Origin of the sequence: Gimesia sp., from assembly GCF_040219335.1 — a bacterium.
In the GTDB taxonomy this organism is placed as follows: Bacteria; Planctomycetota; Planctomycetia; order Planctomycetales; family Planctomycetaceae; genus Gimesia.
Genome location: NZ_JAVJSQ010000007.1, coordinates 50,965 through 75,572, shown reverse-complemented (window position 1 = coordinate 75,572; position 24,608 = coordinate 50,965). Strand labels below are relative to the sequence as shown.

Below are 24,608 nucleotides of genomic sequence, written 5' to 3'. Positions count from 1 at the left end.
ATCTAATGAGTTGAAATCGGTTTTCCACGATTTTTTCCCAGATTCTTTAACAGAACTGGAAACCGGCGCTGGGAGATCGATGTGCGAATCGCTGCTATCAGAACGGGAGAGAGAGCCAGGCACTGCAGTCAGCTGAGATTCAGCGGCGCATCAAAGTTCGGCGGTGACTCTGCTGCCGCAGCGGGCGGCGGGAAATTTCCTGCCAGTGGCGGATGTCGATTTCATACGGACCGTGTGGCCGATCAAACCCGCCGTAATCCCGATGGTATTTTTCCAGCTTGCCGATCTTCTGGTCGACGCGGAGCTCTCCCCGTCGCTGGCTCTTGGGGGAGCGACCCCAGACAATCTCCGAACCGCCTGCGGTGATCAACCGGAAGATCAGATCGTCCAGCGTACTCGCTTCGCTCAGGCGGGGAGGCGCGGCAATAGCGACGATCTCCAGTTCCTTCCAGTGCGGCGAGAGCGCTTCAGCCAGCTGGGCAGCACCGGTGACGGTGACATCCCCCCAGGCATTTCCAGGAGGTCCCGCGGGAACCGATTCAACGCCGGTAATCACAGGATAGCGGCGGGCATCGGAGACCGAAAAGTCTTCTGGAGGCAGCAGGACGCCCGCGTTGTCGACGGGTAACAGTCGCTCTTTGAATGCCACCATCGCCGCCGGCTTACGGAACTGCAGCTCGACTTCGACCGTACTCGTCTTCCGAACCGAGACCACTTTTTGTACCCAGGGATGTTTCTGGAATGCTTCTGCCACCTTGATGACCAGATCCCTATCGAGCAGCGAGACCTTCTCCGGCAGCTGGTTGCGTTTGATCACCTGATCGACCAGATCAATGGGGACGTAGTGGGGAGGTGCGGGAATCAGCGACAGACTGCGGGTTTCAATCTGGTACTGTTCCTGTTCTGCCAGATCGGGAAGCTGATCCTTGAGCTTCTGCGAAAAGAACCAGATGGTAATTCCCACTGCCAGAATCAAAAGCACCTTGGGACGAAACAGCAGGCGGACCAGTCGCGCGGGGCTCAGCGCGGACCGTTCTTCGTCCAGCACTTCCTCTTCTTCTTCGATCTCTGCGACCTGTTTTTTAGCCGGGACTTTTTTCTTCGTCGGCTTCTTTTTGGATGCTTTGCGACTCATGAGCTCTGACTGATATGTTCCATTCTGGTGCGCGCGACGCAACCTCAGCGCACCTTCCCCTGCATTAACATTATCGCAATCTCAAGCAGCGCGAGTTGTGGTACACCACAGAAAAGCCAGAATTCCCGCCGGGCACAGGCCGTCTGGGTAAACTTTGTCAGTTTTGCGGGCGGGTAGTGACTTTCGCCAGGCGGCTGAGCAGGACCCGTTCGCACAATTCGCCAAAGTCGAGACCCGCCCGGGCGGCCGCTTTGGGGACCAGCGAATGGTCGGTGAAGCCGGGAATGGTATTTACTTCCAGTACCCAGGGCTGCTGAAAGCGATCCAGCAGGATATCGACCCGTACAATGCCGCTCGTGCCCAGTGCCTGGCAGGCACCGACGCCCGTTTTAATGATCGACTGAATCACGTTCGTCGTCTGCTGGAACTCGAAGTGATACTGAGTCGAGTCTTCCAGGTACTTGGCTTCGTAGTCGAAAAATTCGTGAGGCGTTTCGATCTGAATCAAAGGCAGCACGTCGTCATCGACGAGGCTGACGGTCCACTCTGTACCCGCGATTGCCGACTCCATAATGCCGAAAGAGTCATAATGAAAACAGCGGGACAGCGCCTGCGGCAGTTCTTCGGGCGATTGAACAATGGTCACCCCGAGGCTGGAGCCCTGGGCGTCTGGCTTGACCACCAGCGGATAACCCATGCAGCGGGCATGCTGTTCGATCCGCTGGGCGTCGTCTGATTCGTGGATCAATACGTAGGAAGGAGTGCTCACATTCTGCTGAATGAAACGTTCCTTGGAGGCCGACTTACTGAAGGCCAGCTTGGAAGTGGGAGCATCACAGCCGGAGTAGGGAACACCTAAGCGTTCGAGTGTGGCCTGGATGGTGCCATCTTCGCCGTAGGTTCCGTGCAATGCCAGGAACACGACGTCGCAGGTTGACCAGTCATAAGTTTCCAGATCGACCAGGGAAGGATCGACCGTCACCACCTGATGTCCTCGCGCAGTCAACGCGCGCGACACGTTCTCGCCACTCTTCAGGCTGATGTCACTTTCGGCAGATTCCCCGCCGGCAAGTACCACAATGTTTAAAAGGGTCGAGGGTTGTGCTGGTGAATGGCTCATCGGGTCGCCTCCTTGCTTCCGGCCATAATATCGCTTGGATTTTCAACGTTGAAATTCTGAGATCTTCAAAGATTCGCGGGATTCTAGCAGTTGGTCACCAATCTGCAAATGGTGATCTTGTAAGAATAGTGGATGTAAAAATAGGCAAAGAGGGAGTACTGGGGTGTGCTTTATTGCAGCAACCGAAAGGTCTTACGCAGACCGCGATAAGCCTTTTTCCCCAGTGATTCCGGGGCAACCACGATTTTAGCCTGTCCGGAAGCGTGAATCACGGGCTGTTCGTCCGTCACATCCAGTTTGACCCGCACCAGATAGGATGTGCTGCTGAGCCGCTGCTTGCCCTCGGCATCGACTTCGGTAATCACCTCTTCCCGGTGAATCAGGTTGGGGTGCAGATCTTCGAGATCAATCTCCGCGATGTCGTCGATCGTGCCTGTGATGACCTGATCCGGATATTCGTCGAGCAGAATCCGCACGATCTGTCCGGCCTGCACATATTCGACGTCCTCCTGATCCACGATCAGGCTGGACTGCAACGCGCGGGGATTTCCCAGCGAACAGAGCCAGGTCCCCCGCTTCAGAAAGCAGTGCTGGTTATCCGCATCGAAGGGAGAGCCGACCCAGTCCGGCAGCTCCGCTGCATCGGCAGGTGCGGGTGTACGCGGAGCGGGAATCAACGTGCCTCGCACAGGGGCAGTCAGGGTGAGCCGCCGTTGATCGGTGAGTCGTTGTGCGAGCTGGTCTTTCAGATCGGTCAGCTGTTCCTCGGCGGTGGGCAGTTCGCGGGCGGCATCGGGATCGTCGACCTGTCGCGTCTTGAGCGTGGTGATGCGGATCTGCTGTTCGCTGATCTGTCCTTTGAGCTTGAGAATTTCCAGATCGATCTGATCGTTCTGCAGGCGGGCGATGAGTGCACCCGGTTCGACACTTGTTTGCGGCCTGGCGATGGAAGTGACAAACCCCGGGGACGTGACGTAGACATGGTTCGCATCCTGCAATTCAATCAGTGCCGGAGCGGAGATGCGATGCGGGAAGGGAATCAGCAGCAGCCCCATCAGGATCAGAATGACCAGTGCCGCACGCCGGACAAAGCGACCGCCGTCGATGCGGCCCGCATTCGCGTAAGTCTGAATTTCCTTGATTCCGGATTTCACGGGCACGATCAGCATTCCCAAAAAGACAAAGGCTCCCAGGACCTGCGCGATGATTTCCAAGCCGTAGGGTTCCAGTACATAATAACAGACGGACACAATCAGAAACACAACCAGCCAACGGTAAATCGCCGAAGCGACGCCGTAGGCAAACAGAAAACGCCGCAGCCGTCGCGGTTCGCGGAGCAGGGTGTCTGCCTTGTGTCCGAAGAAAAAATGATGCACGCGGTTGGAAACAATGGTCTGGGCCCGTTGCCTGAGGTTCGGCACTTCGACCAGGTCCAGCAGGATGTAGTAGCCATCGTAGCGGAGCAGCGGATTGCCGTTGAGCAGCAGCGTACTCACCGAACAGACGAAGACAATATTCAGACAGAGCGAATGAAACAGGCCGGGATACGTAAACCACCAGAGAAATACGCAGAGCGATGAAATGATCAGTTCTACGAGGATGCCCGCCGCGCTCACGATGATCCGGTGCCACTTCTGCGGCATCGTCCACGCATCACTCACGTTGACGTACAGGCAGGGAATGAAGGCCAACAGCATGACGCCCATTTCGCGACACTCCCCGCCAAAGTGCCGGCAGGCGAGGGCGTGACCCAGTTCGTGCAGGATCTTGACCAGCGCCAGACTGACCCCGAGCAGCACCAGGTTCTTTGCTTCAAAAAAGGTGGTGAACTCGGGCAGTTGGGCGACAACAGCATCGAAGTGAGTGAAGACGAGCGTCACCGCCGAGACGAATAGCAGCAGCGTCGCCAGCAGAAACCAGGGAGTAAAACAGAGCGCCGCGACCGGCTGCAGCCAGGTTAGCAGTCGATGCGGGTCAACGCCCCGGAAGCGAATGGCCAGCGGATTCATCCAGCGGGCCCGCCGGGCTTGTTTCTGTTTCTGTGTCTGACGTTCCAGCAGGATTTCACCCTGCCCGAACGCATCGGCCAGAATCAGCCCTGCTTCGTGCAGTCGCGATAAAAAGCCCTGCAGGTGTGAGGCTTCCAGTTTCTGAGGCAGGAATTTTTTTTCGTACTGCCTGCGGATGCTTTCGAACGAAGCCACGCCGTCCAGCTGTTTCAGGATGAAGTATTCCTCGTCCCTCAGCTGATAGTACTGGAGCGAAAACGGATCCTTGATGCCCCAGTACGTCTTGCCGCCAAACTGGAGCGGCTGCACCTGCAGGTCGGCCCGCATTCGCAGGTGCAGGGACTGGTTCGAATAGTTCTGGGCGCCGATAGACATGAGGGAGGACCGCCTTCTCAGTCGCGGAAGTTTATTGAATGATCAGCGAGGCACGCATGCCTGGTTTCAGTTTGAGGTTCGGGTTTTCGATGTCGGCCCAGACACGAGTCTGGTTATTGACCGCATTGATCTCGGGACTGACGAATGAAATTTTGCCCTGGAACTTCTGCTCCTGCTTCGTGCCCGGGTTGACCAGCAGCACCACGGGACGGTCATTCAGATCCCGTTCCTGCAGCAGTGACAAGTTGATCAAGCCTTCTGCCCGCAGACGATCGAGCTTCAGCAACCGCATCACGGTTTCACCCGGACGCACCCATTCTCCGGTCCGGGTCATGATCTGCACCACCATCCCGTCAATCGGGGAAACCACTTTCCGCTTTTCCACAGCCAAAGCTGCGATCTCTTCCGCGTTCCGTTTCAGTTTCGCTTCCAGTTGCGCGGTCTTCGCTTCTTCGGTTGCCTGTTCGATTTCCAGCTCTGCTTTCTCTGCGGTCAGCTGCAGACGATCCAGTTCGGTTTTCGAGATGCTCTTCGGGTATTTCTGGATTGAATCTTTGGCCCGCTGCAGTTCCGCGTTCGCCACTTCATGCGATTTACGGGCGAACCGAAGATCGACGTCGTTCTCCGCTTTGAGCTGCGCGGTTTCGTATTCCAGTTGTGCCTGTTTGAGCAGCAGCTTGGCTTCGGAGTCTTCAATCTGGGCCAGCAGGGTGCCCCGTTCGATGGTCATGCCTTCCCGGACTCTGAGGTTGGTCAACTGCCCGACTTCCCGCGCGGGGACTTCGACCTGCTCAATGACGGTCACCAGCACCGAGTCGATGCGCAGCGGTGCGTCCGCCGCTGCACGTTCATCCGCGGACAGGGCCAGCGGCGCGGCGATCTGCAGACCAGCCAGGGTGGTGAACAAACAGATTGAGGCACACAACCGGTTCATGGTGATTCTCTTCCTTTTATCAGGAAAGCAGTGAGCTTGAATTCTGCTAACGTGAAACAAAGCACCGAAAACACACGTTTTCCGGCGGAATTGTCTCATATCACATTCACTGCTTAAAGACCATCTTAATCGGGGGCGGACCGCCCGACTGGAGGTAAACTGAGCAGCCTGGCGTGGAGAACATTGTCAGAATACCCTATTTTTTCCGATCCACAATTGAGGTGACCACATTCCGTCCGTTAAGATCAGGAGGATGGGCCCTCCTTGTCTTACGTGAACCTCACGTATTTTGCCAGAAATCTTTCCCGATTCAGGTCGTCTGCTCATGACTCAACGTTCCACCGCTTGTTCTGCTCACTTTGATTCCCGCCGCACATTTTTGAAAACCGCCGGGGTCGCGGTTGCCGGCAGTTTTTTTGCTCCCGCGATTCTGGGGGCTGACGACAAAGCAGGCACTAAGCCGCCGCTTGTCGGAGAAGGCGCGTTTCAGTATGAAGTCACGCACGGGTGGGGCGGTACCCCGAAGCACATCAAGTGGGGAGAGACACACGGCGTCTGTGTCGACGAAGCCGGTCTGATTTATATCAAACATCGCTCCCGCGCAAAGACGCCCCTGGATGCCATCGTGGTGTTTGACGCCGCTGGGAAATTCGTCCGCTCTTTCGGAAAGGAATATCACGGCGGCGGTCACGGCATCGACGTCCGCAAGGAAGGCAACGAGGAATTCCTGTATCTCTCTGATGTGAAGCACGGTATCGTTGCTAAAACCAGTCTCACAGGGGAAGTCGTCTGGAAGATTGGACGACCCGCTGCGCCCGCGCATTATCAGGACGCCAAACAACGCTACAGTCCCACCAACATTGCCTTCGCCCCCGATGGGGGATTTTATGTCGGCGATGGTTACGGCTCCCACTACATTCACAAATACACGAGCGACGGGAAGCCCGAGTTTTTCTGGGGAGGCAGCGGCACCGAAGCGGGCAAAATGAAAACACCGCACGGCATGTGGCTTGATACCCGCGATGGCACACCTAAGATCGCCGTCTGTGACCGGGCCAATCATCGGCTCCAGTATTTCAGCCTGGATGGTAAACACCTGGGCTTTGTCAACACAGTCAGCTTTCCGGCGGACATTGACATCCAGGGAGACATCATGTTGGTCTCCGATCTGCATGCCCGGGTGACCCTGTTCGATAAACAGAACCAGGTAATCACTCACCTGGGCTATGATCAGGACTGGACGAACCGCGTGCTGGATGGTTTTAAGATTCGCACGCAGCCCGATCAGTGGGAAGCCGGTCGCTTCGTGCATCCCCACGATGCCTGCTTTGATCAGGCGGGTAATATTTTTGTCACCGAATGGGTCTCGACGGGCCGGATCAGCAAACTCAAGAAAGTCAGCTGATCCGACTTTGATCCTGAGGTTCACACACGCTTTAATCTCTTCACCCCGGTTGGAACCTGATGAATTTTTCTCACGAGTTCGATGAGCAGCGCTTCTTCGAAATCTGGACTGCAGTACGGATTGAGCGTCCCGTGAATTTCTCCCTGTTTACGTTTGGAGATCAGCAGCTTCCTTACTACCTGGTGACCGGCGCGCCCGAACCCGGGGCGACGGTCAAAGTCCGCAAAGGGGAAGTCCTGATCACGCGGGCGATGATCATCACTCCCGATTCGATGGAGCCCGAGTTCCGCAACTTTTTTGAAGAGCAGGAAGAGGCGGACCTGGCTGCGTTCCTGCTCTCGCGGACGGCAGGCTTTTCCAATCTGAAGTTCTCCAACACCAGCGGACCCGAACGGATCGTCAGCGACAGCGTCGAGGAAGCGGTTGACAAGCTGAATAAACAGCTGGACGACGAAGAGGAAGAGCACACCGCGATCCTCAGTGCACCGCCCGGCATGGGAGGCATCGCCATCATGCGTTACGCCGCCGAACGGGTCTGGGAGAGTGCCCCGGGTAACATTCAGGAATTACGCGAACGCGGTTTTCTGAATTAGCGGGGTCGTTGTAATTTGAATCTGGGTTGACACGTTTCGAGATGTAATCAGGCGTAGGGGCGGTACCTGTGTGTCCGCCCGCCTGGCGAGTCTCGACCGTTATGCAGGCAACGAAGGTAGCTTTCTCAAATATTCGTACTACCAAACGCAGACAGACTCGCTCTGCGGGTAGCCACACAGGGCTCTACGCGATAGAACATACTGCTGCAGGCAACAGGAAGCTGCCAGAGGAGACGCACACGAGTAGTTCCAGGATCTCATTTACTCTTTGGGGATCTTATTGAGCGTGTAATAGGCCTGTGGATGCAGCAGTGACTGACCGGCTTTGTTTTTCACACCAGCGGCGATCAGTTCGTGCACATACAGTTCTCGCAGGTCGTTCACTTTGAGGTGGACCCGGGTGCCATCTTCCGAGACCGTGATCTGTTCAAGGGGGAGTTCCCGGTTCAGAATTTCATCGCTGCCGTAGGATGAATGGTAAGTGTAGGTGTAACTTTTCATCAGATACGACCGGGGATCCATCGCGGTTTTCGGATCGACGGGTTGCGTGAAGACCAGTTCGAAGCCATCGGGTTTCGCCCGCATTTCCTTGATTTCAAAGGGCGTCTTACCCGTCCAGACCAGACGCTGTAAGCCGTAGGACGCCGTCCCGAGACTGCTCCAACCCCGGTTGGTCAGACCGACAAACATGCTGCCATCGGTTCCCTGAGCCAGACGCAGAACCGCTGAGGCGAACCCTTCCCGGAAAGGGAAGCAGGCACCCTGGTATTCACCGTCGACCTGTTCCAGGAAGACGCGGTTGATGGCGGCCTGGGTGAATTCGCCGACGAAAAACTGACCATCGAACGGGCCGAACTTGCCGCCACTGTTATCGAGCATGACATCGGTCGTGGACTGTCCCGCTTTTTTGTAGGGAAACCAGACCGCAGGCGGTTTGAGTTGCGGCATTTGTTTGATCGCATCGGGGAAGGGGAGCCCGTTGGGAATCGCTTTCACACCCTGAATGGGTGAGCCCGGGAGGCCCATCGAGGCGAGTGCTTCCACGTGATGAAAGAAGGCCCCTTTGCGCATGTGATGCAGCGTATTCGTGGCGACCCAGTTCCCCTGCTGATCGGTGTAGAACACATCGCCGGCCCGGTTCACGCCGATCCCTGCAGGCGAACGCATGCCGGCGCAGACGGGAACCAGTTCTCCGTTGGGGGTAACCTTCATCCCCCAGCCGCGCCAGCGTCCCTGGGCAAAGCCGAGCGTCGGATCTTTGACGGCTCGGGCCTTGTGTTCTTTTTTCAGTCCCAGCCCGATATTGAGTGTCAGCCACAGGTTGCCCTCGTGATCGAGCTTCGGTCCGTAAGCGTATTCGTGGTAGTGCCCGGTGACGCCCCAGCCTTTGGCGACGGTCAGGTATTCATCGGCGGTTCCATCGCCGTCGGTATCGCGAATCCGCGTCAGCTCGCTCCGCTGCACCGTATAGAAGGCACCGTCTTTCCAGATCAGTCCCAGCGGCTCATGCAGGGCGGTGGCGAACCGTTTATACGTCACGTTTTTGGGAGGCTCGTCATAGACGCCGTCCAGAATCCAGATCTCCCCCTTGCGGATGGCAACCGCGATACGCTGATCGTCGAGGACCGCGATGCCGCTGACTTCCAGCACCAGATCACCGGGGGCCGGCTTCCAGTTTTTCGAACGCGACTCGGTCTGCGCTTTGGGGGTCATGATGGAGACGATGCGGTAATAATCGTCTTCACTCTCCGCATACGCGTTGGTATTCGTCAGGACGCTGGTCAGACAGAACAGTGTGAGCAGGCAGAAAATGTATTTTACCATTGGTATGTCACCTCAATCGTGGTGTCTTCTGTCAGGGGCACGGGGATCAGCCATTCGCTGAGCTTGTCTCGGGTTCGTTCTTCACCTGCTTTGGCGAAGGCTTCTGCAACGGAGACACGCAGGCCGTCTTCATTTTGTCGCGTGGTCGGATCAACGGTTTTCAGGTTCTTCCCCGTCAGACCGCGGAACCAGAGCGTGCCGGCAGACTTGGCTTGTGAGCCGGCCTTGATGGTCAGCCGTCGTTTCAGTGTCTGTTTGTCAGTCGCTTCCAGGCGGTCTTCGATGTTAATTCCCTGGTAGCGGTAAAGAAACGTGGGCACGCCCTGTTTGTCGATGCGATAGCCGCGGAACTGCAGGGCACTCGTTCCCGGTTTCGATTCAGGCCAGGCCTCTTCTGTCTGTTTGAGTAAGGCGACCGGTGGCCCTGCGGGAAACTGCATCAGTGCATCACCCAGCGGATCTGCCGGTGGGGCAAAGCGGATGAACCAGGTTCCCTGTGCGTCGAGGAAGCGTCCCTTCCAGGCCACCGCAGGGCGAACCTGTTCGGCGTCGAAGGCAACGTGGACTTTCTGCGGGAACCCCACGGCGATCGCATGTGTGCCTGCGTCCTGCATGAATGTTCGCAGGATGATCGGCTTTTTGTCGGGCACCAATTCGTAGTTTTTCGACTTGGCAGCGAGAATCTTTTCCGGCAGCGGCTGTTTGTCTCCCGCTTTGAGGTACGCCCAGATCGCGGCGATCTGTTGCTCTACATCCCCGTTGAGCACATCCTTGTTCTGGCTCTTGCCATCGGGGAAGAAGGTCGGCATGCGGGTACGCTCTTTGAGGGACGCGGGATCAAGCAGGAAGTCATGAAACCACTGGGAATGCACGCGACTGGTGACCTCGCCCAGGTCCGTGCCAACCACGCCCGGCATACTTTCGCCCCGGATCGGATGACACTGAATACAGCCGGTCTCCAGCATGCTGCGACCAGCGGGGGCGAGCTGCGCATGTTGAGGGAAGACGTCCGCTTCAGATCGCTTTTGTGGACGATCGACTTTCTCAAACTGATTGGGGAGCGCTGCAATCTGCTTACCCGAGAAGATCGGCATGCGGGCGTGCATGTGCGGTCGAATGTCCCCTTTGCCTTTGAGAACCTTCGACAGCCAACCCTTCTGCAGCTTGAAGCCGATGCCTGTCAGCGTGGGGGGAATCCGACCTTCATCACCCAGGTCGACATGACCGGCGGTTTCAAAGTACGGTTTCCGGTTAAAACCGACGCCCCCCTGTTTGTCACGTTCATGGCAGGCATAGCAGTTGAACTGCAGGAGCTGAAAGGCCAGCTGGTTTGCCGCAGCTGGATTTTGTTTTTGCTTCAGAGCGGCGAGAGATTCTTTGATCGCGGTCTGCTGGAGTTCATCCAGAGGATAGGCGGGCATCTTCTGTTGGGGATTGTGAAAACAGCTGGCAGCGGCGGTCGCCTGTAGCTGGATCAGAGGCCGGGCAGAGAACGTCGGTTTCAACTGGTCGACCTGATGGCAGTTCACGCATCTGAGTTCGATAAACCGTTTCTTGCCGGCGGCGATCAGTTCTGCAGAGTCACTGCTGGTAGCAGCTGTCGCGGACCCGGGTTGCTGATCTCGGAGCAGGTAGGCAGCGATGTCTGCTGCTTCCACAGCGGCGAGTTTCAACTGGGGCATGCGACCGGCGGGGCGCGTCTGTTCCGGATTGAGCAGGAAAAAAGTCAGAGCCTGTGGCGTGTACTTCGCCGGGAGATCCGGGTGAGGAACCGAATTCACCGGACGGACTGCTGCAGCGAGTCCGAGCTCTTTGATGTCTTCGGGATCGAGCTGAGCCAGCAGCTTGTCGTTGGGCGAAATTTTGGTTTCGCCTGGTTCGTAGTCCACATCGGTTTCATGACAGGCGATGCAGCCGATTTTGTGATAGAGTTCGCGGCCCCGCGCCAGATTCCCTTTATTCCAGAATTCGTAGGGGACCGGATTGGCGCCGGTGGCTTTGATCGTGGGAAACGGTTTCTGCTGGGACATCAGAAACGCGGTCAGGGCCTGGATGGTGGATTCTTTTTCGTTTGCAGGCAGACCGTGCAGGACGTCGGGCATCGTGGTGCCGGCTTTGGTGACCTGCGGGGCGGACAGGAATTCTGTAACCCACTTCCGCTGCAGACGATTGCCGACGCCATCGAGTCGAGGACCACCCTTGGGCTGCAGGGTAGACTGTGATGTGGGATGACAGGCGGCGCAGCTCAGTTCACTGATCAACAGTCGGCCTGCGGTCCCTTTCGGAAGTTCTGCATGACGTCCGAAGCGGTCGTAACCGGAAACAAAGGGGGCCGCATCAGGAGCGGCAAGCAGGGAATGGCCCATGATCAGGCACAAAAGTCCTGTCACCAGGCAGGTCCTTCGTTGATTCATTGAACGGTCTCTTTCTCTGTGGGCTGCAGTCGGGGCCGGTTCTCAATGGGATGCGCGAATCGCAACTGTAATTCAGGCAGGTAGTTCGATCATAAAGCAGCGGTAGACCGGAAGCAATCAGAGAACGCGTTCATTTTGTATGGGTTTGCGTCGTGCCGGGCGGAGCGAGCGTGCTTTGACCGCGGGCCCAACCCTTTAGACGACTGAGACGCTTCGCGCCACGCAGAAAATATTCCTGGTTGAGTGACTCCAGCTGTTCCTGTCGCAAACGATTGCGGGTGGTCTTCCAGTCGGGAGGGGAAGAGATGAACTGCAGATCGCACATGGTTTCATAGATCGCATCGGCGATCAACTGGTGGCCTTCGATACTGGGATGCACATGATCGACGAGCAGTTCGCTGCCGGGAATGCCGTCCGGTGTTTTCTGTTCGAACAACCGGCGGGCATCGATGACGGGGACATCGTACTGTTTCGCCACTTGGAAAAGGGTGTCGTGCATCGGTTCGAGCATGCGAAGCGGGCAGATGTCTTCTTCTTTGGCCTTGATGAACCAGTGACGCGCGTCGTCAGTGCGTTTCAGGTATTCACAGGTTTTTCCCACGCTATACACCAGGCTGGCGTGTGTGTCGTCTATACGCAGGGCCTGTTGCCAGTAGTTCATTTTCTGCTCTGCCTCGTCCCAGCTGCATTCGTCGGCGGACTTCCAGAGTGCATTCACCTCGTCGCGTTCTGCTGCGGTGAGGCGCGAAGCGAATTCGCTTTTAAAGGGAATGCAGTTTTTCAGATTGCTGACCGGATTGACCAGCAGCAGGGGAACGCCGGCCTGCTGCGCCAGCAGAATCATCTGACGCATGTTGAATTCATAGTGGACCATAATGGCCCGGCGATGTTCCGGATCGCGGTGGTACTGTTCCAGTCCCTGTCGAAAGTCGAGCAGCGCGTTGACATCGGTTTCGAGCACGTTTTCTGATTTTTCCGTTGCCTGCGGTCTCTGTTGTGAGTCGGGAAGCAGGCTTTGAATCACTGATGCCAGGCGCAGGTCCAGCAGGGCACTCTCGGTCTGCAGCAGCAGTTCGGGTTGATGTTTCAGACGGGAGTAGGAACGGTCTTCCAGAAATTCATTGTGTCCGCTGTAGACGATGAACAGATCGGGTTCGTAGCGCAACGCTTCCCGCAGGATTGGTACCAGGCGATAGCTGGCATAGGAGACGCCGCCACAGTTGACGACTTCAAATTTCCGCGCAGGGTCAGCGGCCTGCAGGTTGATTTTCAGCCAGTTGGTAAATGAGGTTTCGACGGCATACGGACGTCCCTGCACGGTTGATCCGCCGAGGACGAACACGCGGAACGTGTCTTTCCCTTTGTTGACCGGGAACTGCTGCGGACGGAAGAAATCGCTGCGGTCGGCAGAGATCTGGTATGTCGTCCCGTCAGCATTTTTGACAAACAGGGTGGAGTCTTCGCTGAAAGAAATGAAAGGATCCTGGCTGTGCGGCAGTGGCTGAACGCCACCCAGGCGGAGCCCCCCTTCCAGCAGACCAATGAAGATGAGCCCCAATAGCACTGCCAGCGTGCGAAACAGCACAGGGTGCCGTGTCTTTGGCTGCGCGGGGCGCGGTTCGGGTTGTGGATCGCCTGTCTGGTTCATCGGAGTGTTCTTGAGCGGCTGATGATGCAGGGACGCAGAAAAGCAGAGAGTTCCCTCATCGTACCCGACGACAAACCGTGGGTCCAGAACGAATGTCGGCAGGGGAATCCTTTCCGGCGCACAAAAAAGCGATGCCCCCGGGGGAGCATCGCCTGTGTGATGCAGTGAAACGACTTCGGGAACCGGTTTGACGCTACTTGGATTCCAGATCGAAGTTCACAGTATTATTTCCCTCTTTGACTTCAGCGGTGAGTTGGGAACTTTTATTAAATTTGTCAGGCACCTGATCTTCTGTGTCATTGGGTGAACCGGGTTCACCAAACTTGGAAATGCGAACCGTGTGTTGACCGGGAATGGCTCCCAGATGATCCTGACTGTATGCCAGCACATAAGAGCCCGTCTCATCGGTTTTACCCAACGAAGGGGCCCCCGATTTTGGTTCAAAAGTGACGCTGGCATCGGTTAGAGGTTTACCATCGAGAGTAATTTTACCAGTGACTTCACCTAAAGGTGGAGTATCCCCCGATTCACCCGAACAACCTGTAAGCAGGAAGGTAACTGTCATCAGGTTAGCAAAAATATAACGCGTCTTTTTTAAATACATGAAAATGCTCATCTAAATTTAGAGGGGTTTAGAATTCTCCAATTACTTCACCGCCTCGAATCGACCCGAGGGCTTTCTGGGTCTCGAAATCAATGTTTTCACTGATAAATCTGACGGCACCGTCTGTCAGCAAAATATGACACCCACCAACGTGTTCACTTCCAGGGGTATACCAGTCGACTCGATCATCGGTTGCACTGTAGGGAGCATTGATTTTTCTGTATCCAGCAGCGACAGCACCAGTAGCAACATAGCCAGACCAGAATGGGCCTCTTAATGCGCTTTGCTTTTCTAACGGAGTCTCCATCATACACATCGTGTTACTTGCTCCATCCTGAATATCACGCAGACGTGCTGCCCCATTATGACCAAAGACAGATTTGCGAGTCATATCGTTATAATTATCGTAAGAGGTGCCCGTATTATACCAGGGGTAAAGCACACTGTAGCTGGTACGGTAAGCGTTACGGACCGCATAAGCGCCTGAAGTGGATGTATAAGGCCCTGCAGAATAGCCATCGCTGGGGCAGAGGAAGACAATCACTTTTCGTTCGGTTGCAGTCTGGTAACCACCACCGCCGATTCCAGATCCGTCTGAATTTCCTGTCGGCAAAGAAAAGTTGATTTCATTGTAGATTGCAGCCTGATCAATGAAAGGCAGCAAAAACATATATGCGGTATGGTTTCTCATGGAACCCGCGGGTAGCCAGCCTGCATCGTAGCCACCTGCATTGATATCACCTGGAGGAAAGATTCGGTGTGTATCGTGATAGTTATGCAACGCCAGGCCCAATTGCTTGAGATTATTTTTGCAGGTTGACCGACGGGCGGCTTCGCGTGCCTGTTGAACTGCAGGTAATAGCAGGGCGATCAGAATCGCGATGATCGCGATCACCACCAGTAACTCGATGAGGGTAAAACCTCGTTTTGAATATTTCTTGAACTCAAGTGCCATGGTCCAGAATTTCCTTATTGAAATTAAGAAATGATTAGTAACAAATTAAACTATAATTTAAGCGCATTAATTATTCTAAGCAGCACTCAGTCATCATGGCAAGAACATTCTGCCGTAAATCCAATATGGATAAGGGATTTCTTATTTGAAGCGAAGCCAGGAGAAAGGAAAAACCAAACGGGGGCTTCCAAGAGAAATGAGGTAAACGCCTCGTTCTCCAGTAGTTACCAGAGAAAGATTCGGCGAGAGGAGGGGTATCACTCAAGGCTGCGGAAGCGGAGCGTTACCGGGATTGCAGGTTGAGCGCCTGTTCGTCGAGCGCTTTCTGCAGCGTCATCGAGTAGGCCAGGTACTTGCGATCCAGCTCCTCGTAGGAGAGCCCCGTCAGTTCCGGAAGGCTCTGCGCGTTGTTACGAAGCCGCGGGTTTTCGCTGTAGAGCTGCGTCATCTGTTGAATGAACGCGTCCCGATATTCTCCCTGATTGGCGTGCATGAAGAAATGCGAGAGTCCCGACGCCTGGCTGTAGTTGGGGCTGATATTGGGACTGCCCTGAAAGGCGGTGCGTCCCATGGCGGCGAATTTTTCCAGGGGGACGTAATACTGGTCTTCCAGCAGACGATAGCGGGCAGCATTGAAGCGGATATGATTTGGATTTCCGGCTTTTAACTTCTTGCCTTTTTTCTCGAATGATTCCATGTAGCAGGCGATGCCTTCGATGGCCCAGAAATGATTCTTCTCACCGACCTGTCGGCTGCCTCGACTGTTGCCGGTTTCATAGAACAGCTGATGGGTGGCTTCGTGATACAGCGTTCCCAGGTCTCCTTCCGCTTCCGGGTTATAATAGAAGTGGGAGATGCGATCGCCGAACAGGTAGATGCCGTGGGTGAGAGCGATCTGGGGAATTTCTTTCTGCAGTCGCTGCAGGTATTCCTGACGGGTGCTGTAATAGTGCATCACGTGCTGTTGTTGATTCTGGCGACGAAACGGATTGCGGGAGCCCTGAAACATTCTTCTCAGCTGTTCGGGAGTGTTGAAGAACCCGGCGAAGGTCTGATGGAAGTAGCGATAGAATTCTTCCATTTCCGTTGCGAGCTTCACACCCATTTCCAGGCTGTGATTCGTTTTGATCAGAAAGTGTTCGGTTTTGATTTCCCAGGCGTTACGGAAATCGCGGCGGATCTCGGCTTCCTGGGCGGCTGACATCCAGCGTCCGTTGACATAGCGTTCCCCGCGTTCATAACGGGCGATATGCGTCGTGGGGAGCCAGCCGAACTGAGGATGCCATTTCTGTCTGTGATCCTGCATCTCTTTTTCAAAAGGCGTCATCCATTCATCGCCGTTCCGCACGTATCCCAGAATCTGTCTGACCGAACGGTGATCCGGATTGTGGTAAGCGGTTTCCCGAATCAGGTCGTAGGCAAAACTGGGGAAGCCGGCATACAGCACTTTGCGGGAGAAGACGAACAGGTCGTTGGCCTGATCTTCCTGCAGGTTCTTTAATTTGAGTCGCCACATACGTTCCCCTGCAGGCAGACTGGCCGGCAGGTCTGGCTGAACTTCGCGGGGCAGCGTGTAGGAGTCGGGATCAAATTCACTCCACTCCTGGATGAGCGTCGCAATGGCCTCGGTGCCTTCGGGCTGCTGATTTTGCCGACAACTGGTTGCCAGTTGTTTGAGTTGATCCTGAAACTGATCCCGCAGTGCATTGTACTGCTTGTGATAGACTTCCAGGGCTCGTGCATTCTGTGCCCACCCGGCCCCGGGGGCCAGTACAAGCAGAGCGCAACATAACAGTAGCCCCTTGGCCGCAGTTCGCAGGGAAAAGACAGTCTGCCGGCACTGACGGGGGACCTCCCCTGAAGGGATTGCAGCAGATTGTCGATTCACATCAGGCATGGTCTTCGGTGTTCCTTAGGGGACAGTTTAACAGGCTCTCTTAATACGATTTTAGGCGAGTCAGGCAGAGGAAAAAAGGAATTTATCGGCAATTTGAGGTGGGAACCGATCAGGGAAGTCCCTGTAACCCGGTTACGCCGTGTAATGTGACGCGATCGTAAGAGGGGGCGAATTCAATCTGCTGGGCCTGGTTAGGGGCGCTGGGAGTTTTGCCGGTACGCGAATAGCGGCGGATCGTGGCTTTCCGGTTTCCGAACGAACGCATCATATACAGGTCTTTGGATTCGTCATAGCTGATCGTATCCGCGCGGGCAATGAACGACTGGTTGGTCGGTGTCTTCTTGTTTTTGACCAGGGCGTTGCCTTCGAGTTCGGCGTTCCCCTTGGCCAGCATCGAGATGAATTTCTTCTTCTGTCCTTCAATGTCATGTTGAATCAGTTTCAGACTGTTACTTCGCATCCAGCCTGCATTGGGAGGCAGCTGATCGGGGTTGATCGTATCCAGCGGACGTTTGACGCCCCCGTAGGTGATCTGCACGCGATCGTCGAAGGTGGTGCTCCGCTGCGAGACATTGCCGGACATCTTGCCGTTGAAGTCGATGCGGGTGTAATTCCAGCTGTCGGTATCGGTTTTCTGTGGCAGGTTGGCCTGCGAGACCCGGGATTCGGGATTGGATTCCTTGGAATTTTCACGTCGCCAGAGAATCAGCCAGCCAGGACCGCGGGCTTCTGCGTTACCGGTTTTCTGATCCACGTTCATCTGCCAGAAGCTGGCGCGGCGGATACCGATCAGCCGGTTGTCCTGGTACTCGTTACTTTCCACTTCCACGCCGTCCCGACAGGTAATGAAGTGCACCGTCGGTTTCTGACCTTCCGGTTGTTTCTCGGTGAACGAGACCCGGTCGGAGAGGATGACTTCCATTTCCTGGCACCGCAGGCGATTGTCGCCCATGTTGGTACGAACCTTACCGAAGAAGTTCGCGGTGATGCCATCAAAGACCATTTCCTGATCCCAGTGAATTTCGAGCAGGTTCTCCTGGTCATTACCCTGTTCCTGGACCTCACCGGTCAGACCACGTTCCTGGGTGATTCCATCTGCGCCCGAGAGCAGTCCGGCCGCCGACTTCTTGCCCCCTTTGACCGGAAGCAGCAGCAGTCCTTTTCCCTGAACTTCCGCCCGGTTGGCCAGTCGATACAGGAAGATGTCATCCCCTTCGATCTGGGAGTCACCGCCATTGATTTTCGCCGGAGTGCCCATCACGTGCAGCACCTGGTCGTTTTCGCCTTTGTTCTGGATGTGCATCTGGTTGCCGGTGATGTGCATCGGCTGCTTCTGCGTTTCATTCAGCTGTTTGACGGAGACGTTGCCTTCAGTCCAGACTTCGGAGACTTCGGCTTTGCCTGCTTCGTCTTTCTGCATGCGTAGTTTGATTAAATCGGAGACGACCATTACCGGCTCAGGTTCTTTCTTTTCCGGGCCCAGCGGAGTCCTGCCGCCCTGCTGGCCAGCCGGTGTGTCATCGACGGCAAACGCCGCCGGTTGGATCGCAGATTTCTGTGGCGCGACGGATTTGCTGACAGGGGCATTCGGAGCAGATGTCGGCACGGTGGCTTCATCGAACCAGACTTCCAGCCGCTTCGTTTTCCCGCGGAGCTGGGGACTGTAGATGGCGACGTCCTGGGTGGCGATCATCTTGTGCGGATCGACTTTCTGCGCGGTCTTTTTCGCATTCTCTTGACGATCCTCCTGCAGCATGTCTTTCTGTTTCAATGCCCCCAGATCCCCTTTGAGCCAGAGACGAATCTGCTGTGCGGCCAGCGCGAATTCCTCAGCCGGCTGCCGGATGATACACTGCTGTTCCAGTTCCACCATGTCGAGTTGTGTCTCGGGATCGCGCGACTTCTTCATCAGCTTTGCCCACTGGGCAGCAACGCTCAACTGACCCGTACTCGGATCCACGTAGTCCACCTTGCCGGCACCTTCACACAGCACGGTCTCCACGCGGCCCTCTTCATCCTGATGGATGGTGATCTTGGGACACTCGAGTTTCGACGCCTGTTGATAAATTTCGACCGACCGTTCATCGGTAAGCACGATCGTTTTTGTTGCTTCGTTATACGAGAGACGCGTCATGCGGCCTGAGAACTGGTTTTCCTGCGAGACCAACGCAACATTTTCCCCTGTAGCGACGAGCTCCTGGAACTGCAGCTTCCCGGAAGCGTGGCCCGGTTTCTTATCTGCCTCCGGTGTCGGATTGTCGGGGTCTTCTTTTCTGACAAACTGGAGTTGCAGCTGATCACAGTCCAGCGTATCCGCATGCTGAGGACCAGTGGGATGGTAGACGCGGACATCTTTATGGAATGTCCCCTGGTTGGTTTCCAGGTTGAAAGTAAAGCTTCCCGCGCTTTTCACTTTGGCGAACCGGCTGCGGTTTTTTGATGCGTGCTCTTTGTCCTGCTTCAGCGCCAGCTCCATGTAGACATCGCGTCGCAGTACGATTTCGCGAATCCCGTCAGCCGCAGGTTTGAGTTCTTTCGGTTTCACGGCTGCGGGGATGAGCTTCATCTCAATGCCCCGCGCGCGACCGCGGTGTTCCTCGTAGGCGAAGCGAACTTCACTGTCACTCCAGATGTTCATGGACGATTCATCGTAGAAGAAGTTACGTCCGTAAATGATCAGGCCGTTGGGTCCTGTAATTTTTACAAAGCCCTCCAGCGAGCCCGCGATCATATGGCCCGGGTCGGTCTGTTTGATACCGAACGGCTGCTCGAAGCGGATCAGTGCTTCTTCACTCATCAGCGCGAAGGGCTTTTCCGAATCCTTTTTCTTGGGATCGAACATCAGCATTGCGAACGGTTTCAGACGGGCGGCCCGTTTCTCCTCTTCCTGCTGCCAGCGTTCAGTGTAGATGAAGACGTTTTCATCCTTGAACTGGTAGCGGGCGTCGGCTGCCCAGGGAATTTCCGGCAGATACGTTTTGGCGTGCTCGTTATTGGCAGACGCGTATTCGGGAGACTGAAAGACCTCTTCGGGAAACTCCTGCCGCACGACCGTGCTATTAATGACCCGCCGCAGGACCTGCGCGTAGACCAGGTACGCCCCCGTCAGTGACAGCATAGTCACCCAGGTCAGCAGCGTCCGGTTGGCGATCAGGCGATCGAACAATCCATTCCTGTTATATCGAATGGTTGCGGTCATGTATGAAAGGAAATCGTTTCTTACTTAAGTGAGATGAACAGTCGAAAGGGAAATGAACTGATAAGGTGTTATCCCGCCTGGCGATCAACCGAGGCGGCTTCGGGTTGCCAGCCGATGACATCGGTAATGTCAATCAGACCGGCCAGCTGGTTCTGACGATCGACCACAGGCAGCTCGCTCAGCTTGCGTGCCTTGAGGAGATCGACGGCGGCCTGCAGTGAAGCATCGGCCTGAATGGTTGTGGGCTTAAGCGTCATCACTTCGCGGATGGGACGGTCGAGCTGAGCATCGCGTCGCTCTTCCAGCAGACGGGCCAGGTCACTGTCTGTGAAGATGCCGGTAACGCGATCGGATTCATCGACGATGATCACGGCGCCGCTCCGGCGGCCGGGAGAACTCAGTCGGACGAAGGCATCGCGAATGGACGTTGATTCCTGTGTCACCCGCACTTCGGCGCGGGGACGCATCACTTCGTTGATTTGTGTCAGTTGTCTGCCCAGGCTGCCGCCGGGATGAAAGGTGGCAAACTGTAGCGGCGTAAAACCGCGGGCCTTGCTGATGACCAGTGAGAGGGCATCGCCCATCGCCAGCATCGCGGTGGTGGTGGTGGAGGGCGCCAGCTGATGCGGGCCCGCCTCTTTGAGATCGCCCAGGCAGAGCACGACCCGGGAAGCACGACCGAGGGTGCTGGTCTCGCGGGCAGTAATTCCAATGATGGGGAGATCCATTTTCTGAATGATCGGCAGGAGGCGACGGAGTTCTTCCGTCTCTCCACTGTTGGACAACGCCAGTACGGTGTCGTCCTGGTGCAGGCAACCGAGGTCGCCGTGAATCGCTTCCGCGGGATGTAGAAAGTGGGAACGGGTTCCCGTCGAAGAGAGGGTGGCACAGATTTTCTGTGCGATCAGTCCTGCTTTGCCCATGCCGGTCATGATGACTGCTCCCGGTCGGGAGAGGATCAGATCGACGGCATCACAGAGTTCGGTACCCAGCGCGCTGCCCATCTGGCGCAATGCCGCAGCTTCGCTGAAAATAATTTCGCGCGCATCTCGTAACTGATCAAACTGGGAAAACTCAATCACCGACCTTGCAGGCAGGGAACTCATCACGCCATTCCTTTATCGCATCCTTGCGGGCATGTGTGGGGGAGCGGGAGTATAAGGCGCTGCGAAAAACGGGTCAATCCGTTTTTATTCGGGTGGTGGGGCTGTAAGTGACCAGCCTGCAGCGGTTTATGATGAAAAGATTCCGCGGGACTCCGCTCGCTAATTTCAAAATCCCTGGCGAAGTGCTTCGATCAACGGGCTTTGTTGCAGATTGATATCAGAGGACCTCGTATTTTCCGCTTGAACATTTACAATGTAAGGTTCGATGCCGCACGCATTTCCCGGGTTCTTCTTATCCAGTTCGGGTGTTTAGATACAGGGCTCCCTGAGCTGAGACAGCATTGATTTTTACGCCGAACTGGCGAAGATAGAAGCGGCGGATCGCTTAACGGGGCTGCCGCGGATGCGTTGTAACCCTTGATTTCATCACCTGTTAGCTGACTGATAGTAGTAGACGAAACCCATGTTTGTTGATCGCGTTGACATTTATTGTAAAGCCGGAGACGGCGGAGATGGTTGTGCCAGTTTCCGGAGAGAGGCCCACGTTCCGCGGGGCGGCCCGAATGGTGGCGATGGTGGCAAGGGGGGCGATGTCGTCGTGCTGGCGGATGAAAACGTCAACAGCCTGGCGAATATCATTGGTCACAAGCACTGGAACGCCCAGCGGGGCGGTCATGGTCAGGGGAGTCTGAAAACCGGACGCAACGGGGAAGACATTGTGATCATGGTTCCCCCCGGGACACTGGTGCTCGACACCAAACGCGGGCACCTGCTGCGAGATATGAAAGAGACCGGCGACCGGGTGGTTGTCGCTAAAGGTGGCAAAGGTGGGCGTGGTAATCGGCATTTTGCCACCGCCACACATCAGACACCCCGTGAATTCGAGAAGGGGGGACTGGGAGAACAACGCGATATTTCCCTCGAATTAAAGCTGATCGCCGATGTCGGGCTGGTCGGGAAACCGAATGCCGGGAAATCGACGCTGCTCAGCCGACTTTCCAAGGCGCATCCGGAAATCGCCGACTATCCGTTTACGACCAAATACCCGAATCTGGGTCTGGTGCGGGTCGGCTTCGATCATCAGTTCGTGATGGCCGACATTCCCGGGCTGATCGAAGGTGCCCACGCGGGGATCGGGCTGGGACACGAATTCCTGCGACACGTGGAGCGGACCCGGGTGCTGGTGCACCTGGTCGAACCGGCTCCCATGGATCAGACCGATCCGATCGAGAATTACCGACAGATTCGGGAAGAAATGCGGCTCTATGATGCGACGCTGATGGATCGTCCGGAAATCGTGGTCGTCACCAAATGTGAACTCCCCGATGCGGAAGCGGTCACCGAGCTGCTGTCTGAAGAACTGGGGCAGCCGGTGATGCAGATCTCCTCTGCCACAGGAGAGAGCCTGGATCAGCTGGTCAGAAAGATCGTCAATACACTTCAGGACCTGGAAGACGAGGTTTAGCAGACGTGACTGCCGAACAGCCCCCGTCCGAAACCCCCGAGCCCGAAACATCGAAACCGGAAACCGGGACTCCCCTGTCGAAAGAGGATCTGCCCACACCGGGCGAAGTCCGTGTCCGGTTCGGCCTGTACGGGGCGGGAGTGATGATGGTGCTCTGCTTTATGTTCCAGGCATTTTTTCATGTGACGGGCAGTGAAACGCAGCGGATTACCGAGTTGGGGCTGATCATGCTGGCCGGTTTTATCGCGGGCTGGGTCTTTGCCCGGCTTCGCTTTTAAACCGCATTTTTGCCCCTGCTGAGGCGATTGTAATTTTTGCATTTCCCGCAGCGCGTCAGACGGATTTGCAATATCTACAAGCATTTCTGGTGAACATCGCCGACCGGCGCCAGCGTGTTTCGAATTTTTTTGGAATTGCGTAAGCTGTATTCTGACAGCGTCTTAGCGAGAACGGAATCTAGCACATCCCGGTGGGTTTCTAAACTCAGCTTGCCATTGGTCTTTTCTTTGCAATAAGATCCTCTGCCTGTCACGACCCGCATCGGTCTGAATGGAATTCACCGATATCCGTTACAGGACCCCCGATCAAATCTCAATCCCCAATTCGAGTGATCGACCCAAAACTATCCCGTAACCAACTACCGAGAGTTTGTCAGTCGTCATCCCGCCGACGACTGCAACCAAAAGGAACTAGAGGGCATGGAAGCTCAACTCTATCGCTGTTGCGTACTATTGCTGGCTGCTTTTTTCTCGCTGGGTGCTTCATACAAATCCCCTAATTTTGTGACCCACGCACCAACTCCCGAAATTGCCAAACAGGTGGGTGATGCCGCCGAGGTGTATCGCAAAGAACTGGCGATTGCCTGGCTGGGACACGAACTCCCCAAGTGGTATGCTCCCTGTCCCATTAAAGTCAAAGTTGGTAACTATGGTGCCGGCGGTGCAACCACCTTCTCGTTCGATCGTGGTCACGTGTTTGGCTGGGACATGCAGATCCAGGGCTCACTGGAACGCATCCTCGATTCCGTACTGCCTCACGAAGTCAATCACACCATCTTCGCCTGTCACTTCCGTCGTCCGCTTCCACGCTGGGCCGATGAAGGGGCTGCGACGATTGTGGAACACGAATCTGAAAAACGTCGACAGCGACTGCTGAATCGCCAGGTGATGGGGACCAACAAACGCATCCCGCTGCGTCGTCTGCTCTCCATGACCGAATACCCCGAAGAGATGCAGCAGGTCCTGACGCTGTATGCCGAAGGTTACTCCCTGGCAGACTTCCTGCTGCAGCGTGGTGGTCGCAAACGCTACCTGATGTTCCTGCAGGATGCCCACAAGAACGGCTGGGATGAAGCCGTTGCCAAAATGTATCAGTTCAAAAACGTGGATGAGCTGGAACAGAACTGGGGCAGCTGGATCATCGCCGGCAGCCCGGATCTGAATCAGCCCGCCGGTCAGCAGCTGGCCAGCAATCAGCCTGAGCCCGCTACCGAAAACAAAGACCTGGTCATCCGGTCGCAAAGTCCTGACCAGGAAGGACCACTCCAGAACGAAGCTGATTTTGCTGCCGCAGATCAGAACAATACACTGCCTCTGGACCAGATGACTTCCGAAGAGAATTCCCGTAGATCGCGGCCGCTGCCCATCGATTCCCGGGTTCCCTTCAGTGGCCGTCCTGCAGCCGGCAGTCAGCCTGCGGAGGACATCGCCCTGGTTCAGGAAAACCAGCGTCGTCCCCGGACCTCGTTGCACCAGGAATCACAGCAGCAGCCAGCACGTTACTCTGCTCAACCGCAGCGGGCTGCGAACAACAGCCGACCTCAGCGTCCAGCAGCAAACCCCCGTTATCAGCGTGAACAGAGCCCGGGACGCGGAATCGATCTCGGTCAGTCCGCCGAAATCGACTTCTGATAACCGACCGGTTTG

The 24,608-nt window shown here is 55.8% G+C and carries 17 protein-coding genes; 5 read left to right on the top strand and 12 right to left on the bottom strand.

The window, feature by feature from the left end:
- Positions 1-139: 139 nt before the first annotated feature.
- The 4 genes from RID21_RS07495 to RID21_RS07480 form a co-directional block, all read right to left on the bottom strand.
- Positions 140-1,135, bottom strand: coding sequence for a cell division protein FtsQ/DivIB (locus RID21_RS07495; protein ID WP_350188036.1), 996 nt, complete (start codon positions 1,133-1,135; stop codon positions 140-142).
- Between the two features lie 157 nt (positions 1,136-1,292).
- Entirely contained in the window at positions 1,293-2,255 is a 963-nt protein-coding gene (locus tag RID21_RS07490; RefSeq protein WP_350188035.1) for a D-alanine--D-alanine ligase family protein, read from the bottom strand.
- A gap of 170 nt (positions 2,256-2,425) precedes the next feature.
- Complete coding sequence (locus tag RID21_RS07485) at positions 2,426-4,639, bottom strand: site-2 protease family protein (protein ID WP_350188034.1); 2,214 nt, start codon at positions 4,637-4,639, stop codon at positions 2,426-2,428.
- Positions 4,640-4,670: 31 nt separating this feature from the next.
- Positions 4,671-5,573, bottom strand: coding sequence for an efflux RND transporter periplasmic adaptor subunit (locus RID21_RS07480; RefSeq protein ID WP_350188033.1), 903 nt, complete (start codon positions 5,571-5,573; stop codon positions 4,671-4,673).
- A gap of 325 nt (positions 5,574-5,898) precedes the next feature.
- Here RID21_RS07480 and RID21_RS07475 point away from each other — a divergent pair, with 325 nt between their 5' ends.
- Positions 5,899-6,978 (top strand): NHL repeat-containing protein, encoded by a 1,080-nt coding sequence (locus RID21_RS07475; RefSeq protein ID WP_350188032.1) that lies wholly within the window; start codon positions 5,899-5,901, stop codon positions 6,976-6,978.
- Positions 6,979-7,037: 59 nt separating this feature from the next.
- Positions 7,038-7,571 (top strand): hypothetical protein, encoded by a 534-nt coding sequence (locus RID21_RS07470; RefSeq protein WP_145035597.1) that lies wholly within the window; start codon positions 7,038-7,040, stop codon positions 7,569-7,571.
- Positions 7,572-7,832: 261 nt separating this feature from the next.
- On the opposite strand, the gene RID21_RS07465 is transcribed toward RID21_RS07470, so the two are convergent.
- The 8 genes from RID21_RS07465 to RID21_RS07430 form a co-directional block, all read right to left on the bottom strand.
- Complete coding sequence (locus tag RID21_RS07465) at positions 7,833-9,395, bottom strand: DUF7133 domain-containing protein (protein ID WP_502892605.1); 1,563 nt, start codon at positions 9,393-9,395, stop codon at positions 7,833-7,835.
- Positions 9,389-11,809, bottom strand: coding sequence for a cytochrome oxidase (locus RID21_RS07460; protein ID WP_350188031.1), 2,421 nt, complete (start codon positions 11,807-11,809; stop codon positions 9,389-9,391). Before RID21_RS07460 ends, RID21_RS07465 begins: the two co-directional genes overlap by 7 nt.
- A 130-nt stretch (positions 11,810-11,939) precedes the next feature.
- On the bottom strand, positions 11,940-13,457 hold the full coding sequence (locus tag RID21_RS07455) for an SGNH/GDSL hydrolase family protein (protein WP_350188030.1): 1,518 nt from the start codon (positions 13,455-13,457) through the stop codon (positions 11,940-11,942).
- Between the two features lie 193 nt (positions 13,458-13,650).
- Complete coding sequence (locus RID21_RS07450; protein ID WP_350188029.1) at positions 13,651-14,061, bottom strand: hypothetical protein; 411 nt, start codon at positions 14,059-14,061, stop codon at positions 13,651-13,653.
- 28 nt (positions 14,062-14,089) lie between these two features.
- Positions 14,090-15,016, bottom strand: coding sequence for a DUF1559 domain-containing protein (locus RID21_RS07445; RefSeq protein WP_350188028.1), 927 nt, complete (start codon positions 15,014-15,016; stop codon positions 14,090-14,092).
- Between the two features lie 283 nt (positions 15,017-15,299).
- A complete protein-coding gene (locus RID21_RS07440) occupies positions 15,300-16,913 on the bottom strand; it encodes a DUF1570 domain-containing protein (protein ID WP_350188027.1) in 1,614 nt (537 codons plus the stop codon).
- 109 nt (positions 16,914-17,022) lie between these two features.
- The gene (locus RID21_RS07435) at positions 17,023-20,112 is read right to left on the bottom strand and encodes a hypothetical protein (RefSeq protein WP_350188026.1); all 3,090 of its coding nucleotides are present in this window, start codon (positions 20,110-20,112) and stop codon (positions 17,023-17,025) included.
- 68 nt (positions 20,113-20,180) lie between these two features.
- Complete coding sequence (locus RID21_RS07430) at positions 20,181-21,218, bottom strand: KpsF/GutQ family sugar-phosphate isomerase (RefSeq protein WP_350188025.1); 1,038 nt, start codon at positions 21,216-21,218, stop codon at positions 20,181-20,183.
- Between the two features lie 463 nt (positions 21,219-21,681).
- On the opposite strand from RID21_RS07430, the gene obgE reads away from it, so the two are divergent.
- The 3 genes from obgE (at position 21,682) to RID21_RS07415 (ending at position 24,593) form a co-directional block, all read left to right on the top strand.
- Positions 21,682-22,683 carry a GTPase ObgE gene (gene obgE, locus RID21_RS07425; protein WP_350188024.1) on the top strand — a complete coding sequence of 334 codons (1,002 nt, stop codon included), beginning with the start codon at positions 21,682-21,684 and terminating at the stop codon, positions 22,681-22,683.
- A 5-nt stretch (positions 22,684-22,688) separates the two neighbouring features.
- The gene (locus RID21_RS07420) at positions 22,689-22,961 is read left to right on the top strand and encodes a hypothetical protein (protein WP_350188023.1); all 273 of its coding nucleotides are present in this window, start codon (positions 22,689-22,691) and stop codon (positions 22,959-22,961) included.
- 420 nt (positions 22,962-23,381) lie between these two features.
- A complete protein-coding gene (locus RID21_RS07415; protein ID WP_350188022.1) occupies positions 23,382-24,593 on the top strand; it encodes a hypothetical protein in 1,212 nt (403 codons plus the stop codon).
- Positions 24,594-24,608 lie beyond the last annotated feature (15 nt).

Bases quoted from the DNA above. Each gene is read 5' to 3' on its own strand.
- RID21_RS07495 (WP_350188036.1), bottom strand. From the start codon at position 1,135: ATGAGTCGCAAAGCATCCAAAAAGAAGCCGACGAAGAAAAAAGTCCCG.
- RID21_RS07490 (WP_350188035.1), bottom strand. From the start codon at position 2,255: ATGAGCCATTCACCAGCACAACCCTCGACCCTTTTAAACATTGTGGTA.
- RID21_RS07485 (WP_350188034.1), bottom strand. From the start codon at position 4,639: ATGTCTATCGGCGCCCAGAACTATTCGAACCAGTCCCTGCACCTGCGA.
- RID21_RS07480 (WP_350188033.1), bottom strand. From the start codon at position 5,573: ATGAACCGGTTGTGTGCCTCAATCTGTTTGTTCACCACCCTGGCTGGT.
- RID21_RS07475 (WP_350188032.1), top strand. From the start codon at position 5,899: ATGACTCAACGTTCCACCGCTTGTTCTGCTCACTTTGATTCCCGCCGC.
- RID21_RS07470 (WP_145035597.1), top strand. From the start codon at position 7,038: ATGAATTTTTCTCACGAGTTCGATGAGCAGCGCTTCTTCGAAATCTGG.
- RID21_RS07465 (WP_502892605.1), bottom strand. From the start codon at position 9,395: ATGGTAAAATACATTTTCTGCCTGCTCACACTGTTCTGTCTGACCAGC.
- RID21_RS07460 (WP_350188031.1), bottom strand. From the start codon at position 11,809: ATGAATCAACGAAGGACCTGCCTGGTGACAGGACTTTTGTGCCTGATC.
- RID21_RS07455 (WP_350188030.1), bottom strand. From the start codon at position 13,457: ATGAACCAGACAGGCGATCCACAACCCGAACCGCGCCCCGCGCAGCCA.
- RID21_RS07450 (WP_350188029.1), bottom strand. From the start codon at position 14,061: ATGTATTTAAAAAAGACGCGTTATATTTTTGCTAACCTGATGACAGTT.
- RID21_RS07445 (WP_350188028.1), bottom strand. From the start codon at position 15,016: ATGGCACTTGAGTTCAAGAAATATTCAAAACGAGGTTTTACCCTCATC.
- RID21_RS07440 (WP_350188027.1), bottom strand. From the start codon at position 16,913: ATGCCTGATGTGAATCGACAATCTGCTGCAATCCCTTCAGGGGAGGTC.
- RID21_RS07435 (WP_350188026.1), bottom strand. From the start codon at position 20,112: ATGACCGCAACCATTCGATATAACAGGAATGGATTGTTCGATCGCCTG.
- RID21_RS07430 (WP_350188025.1), bottom strand. From the start codon at position 21,218: ATGAGTTCCCTGCCTGCAAGGTCGGTGATTGAGTTTTCCCAGTTTGAT.
- obgE (WP_350188024.1), top strand. From the start codon at position 21,682: ATGTTTGTTGATCGCGTTGACATTTATTGTAAAGCCGGAGACGGCGGA.
- RID21_RS07415 (WP_350188022.1), top strand. From the start codon at position 23,382: ATGGAAGCTCAACTCTATCGCTGTTGCGTACTATTGCTGGCTGCTTTT.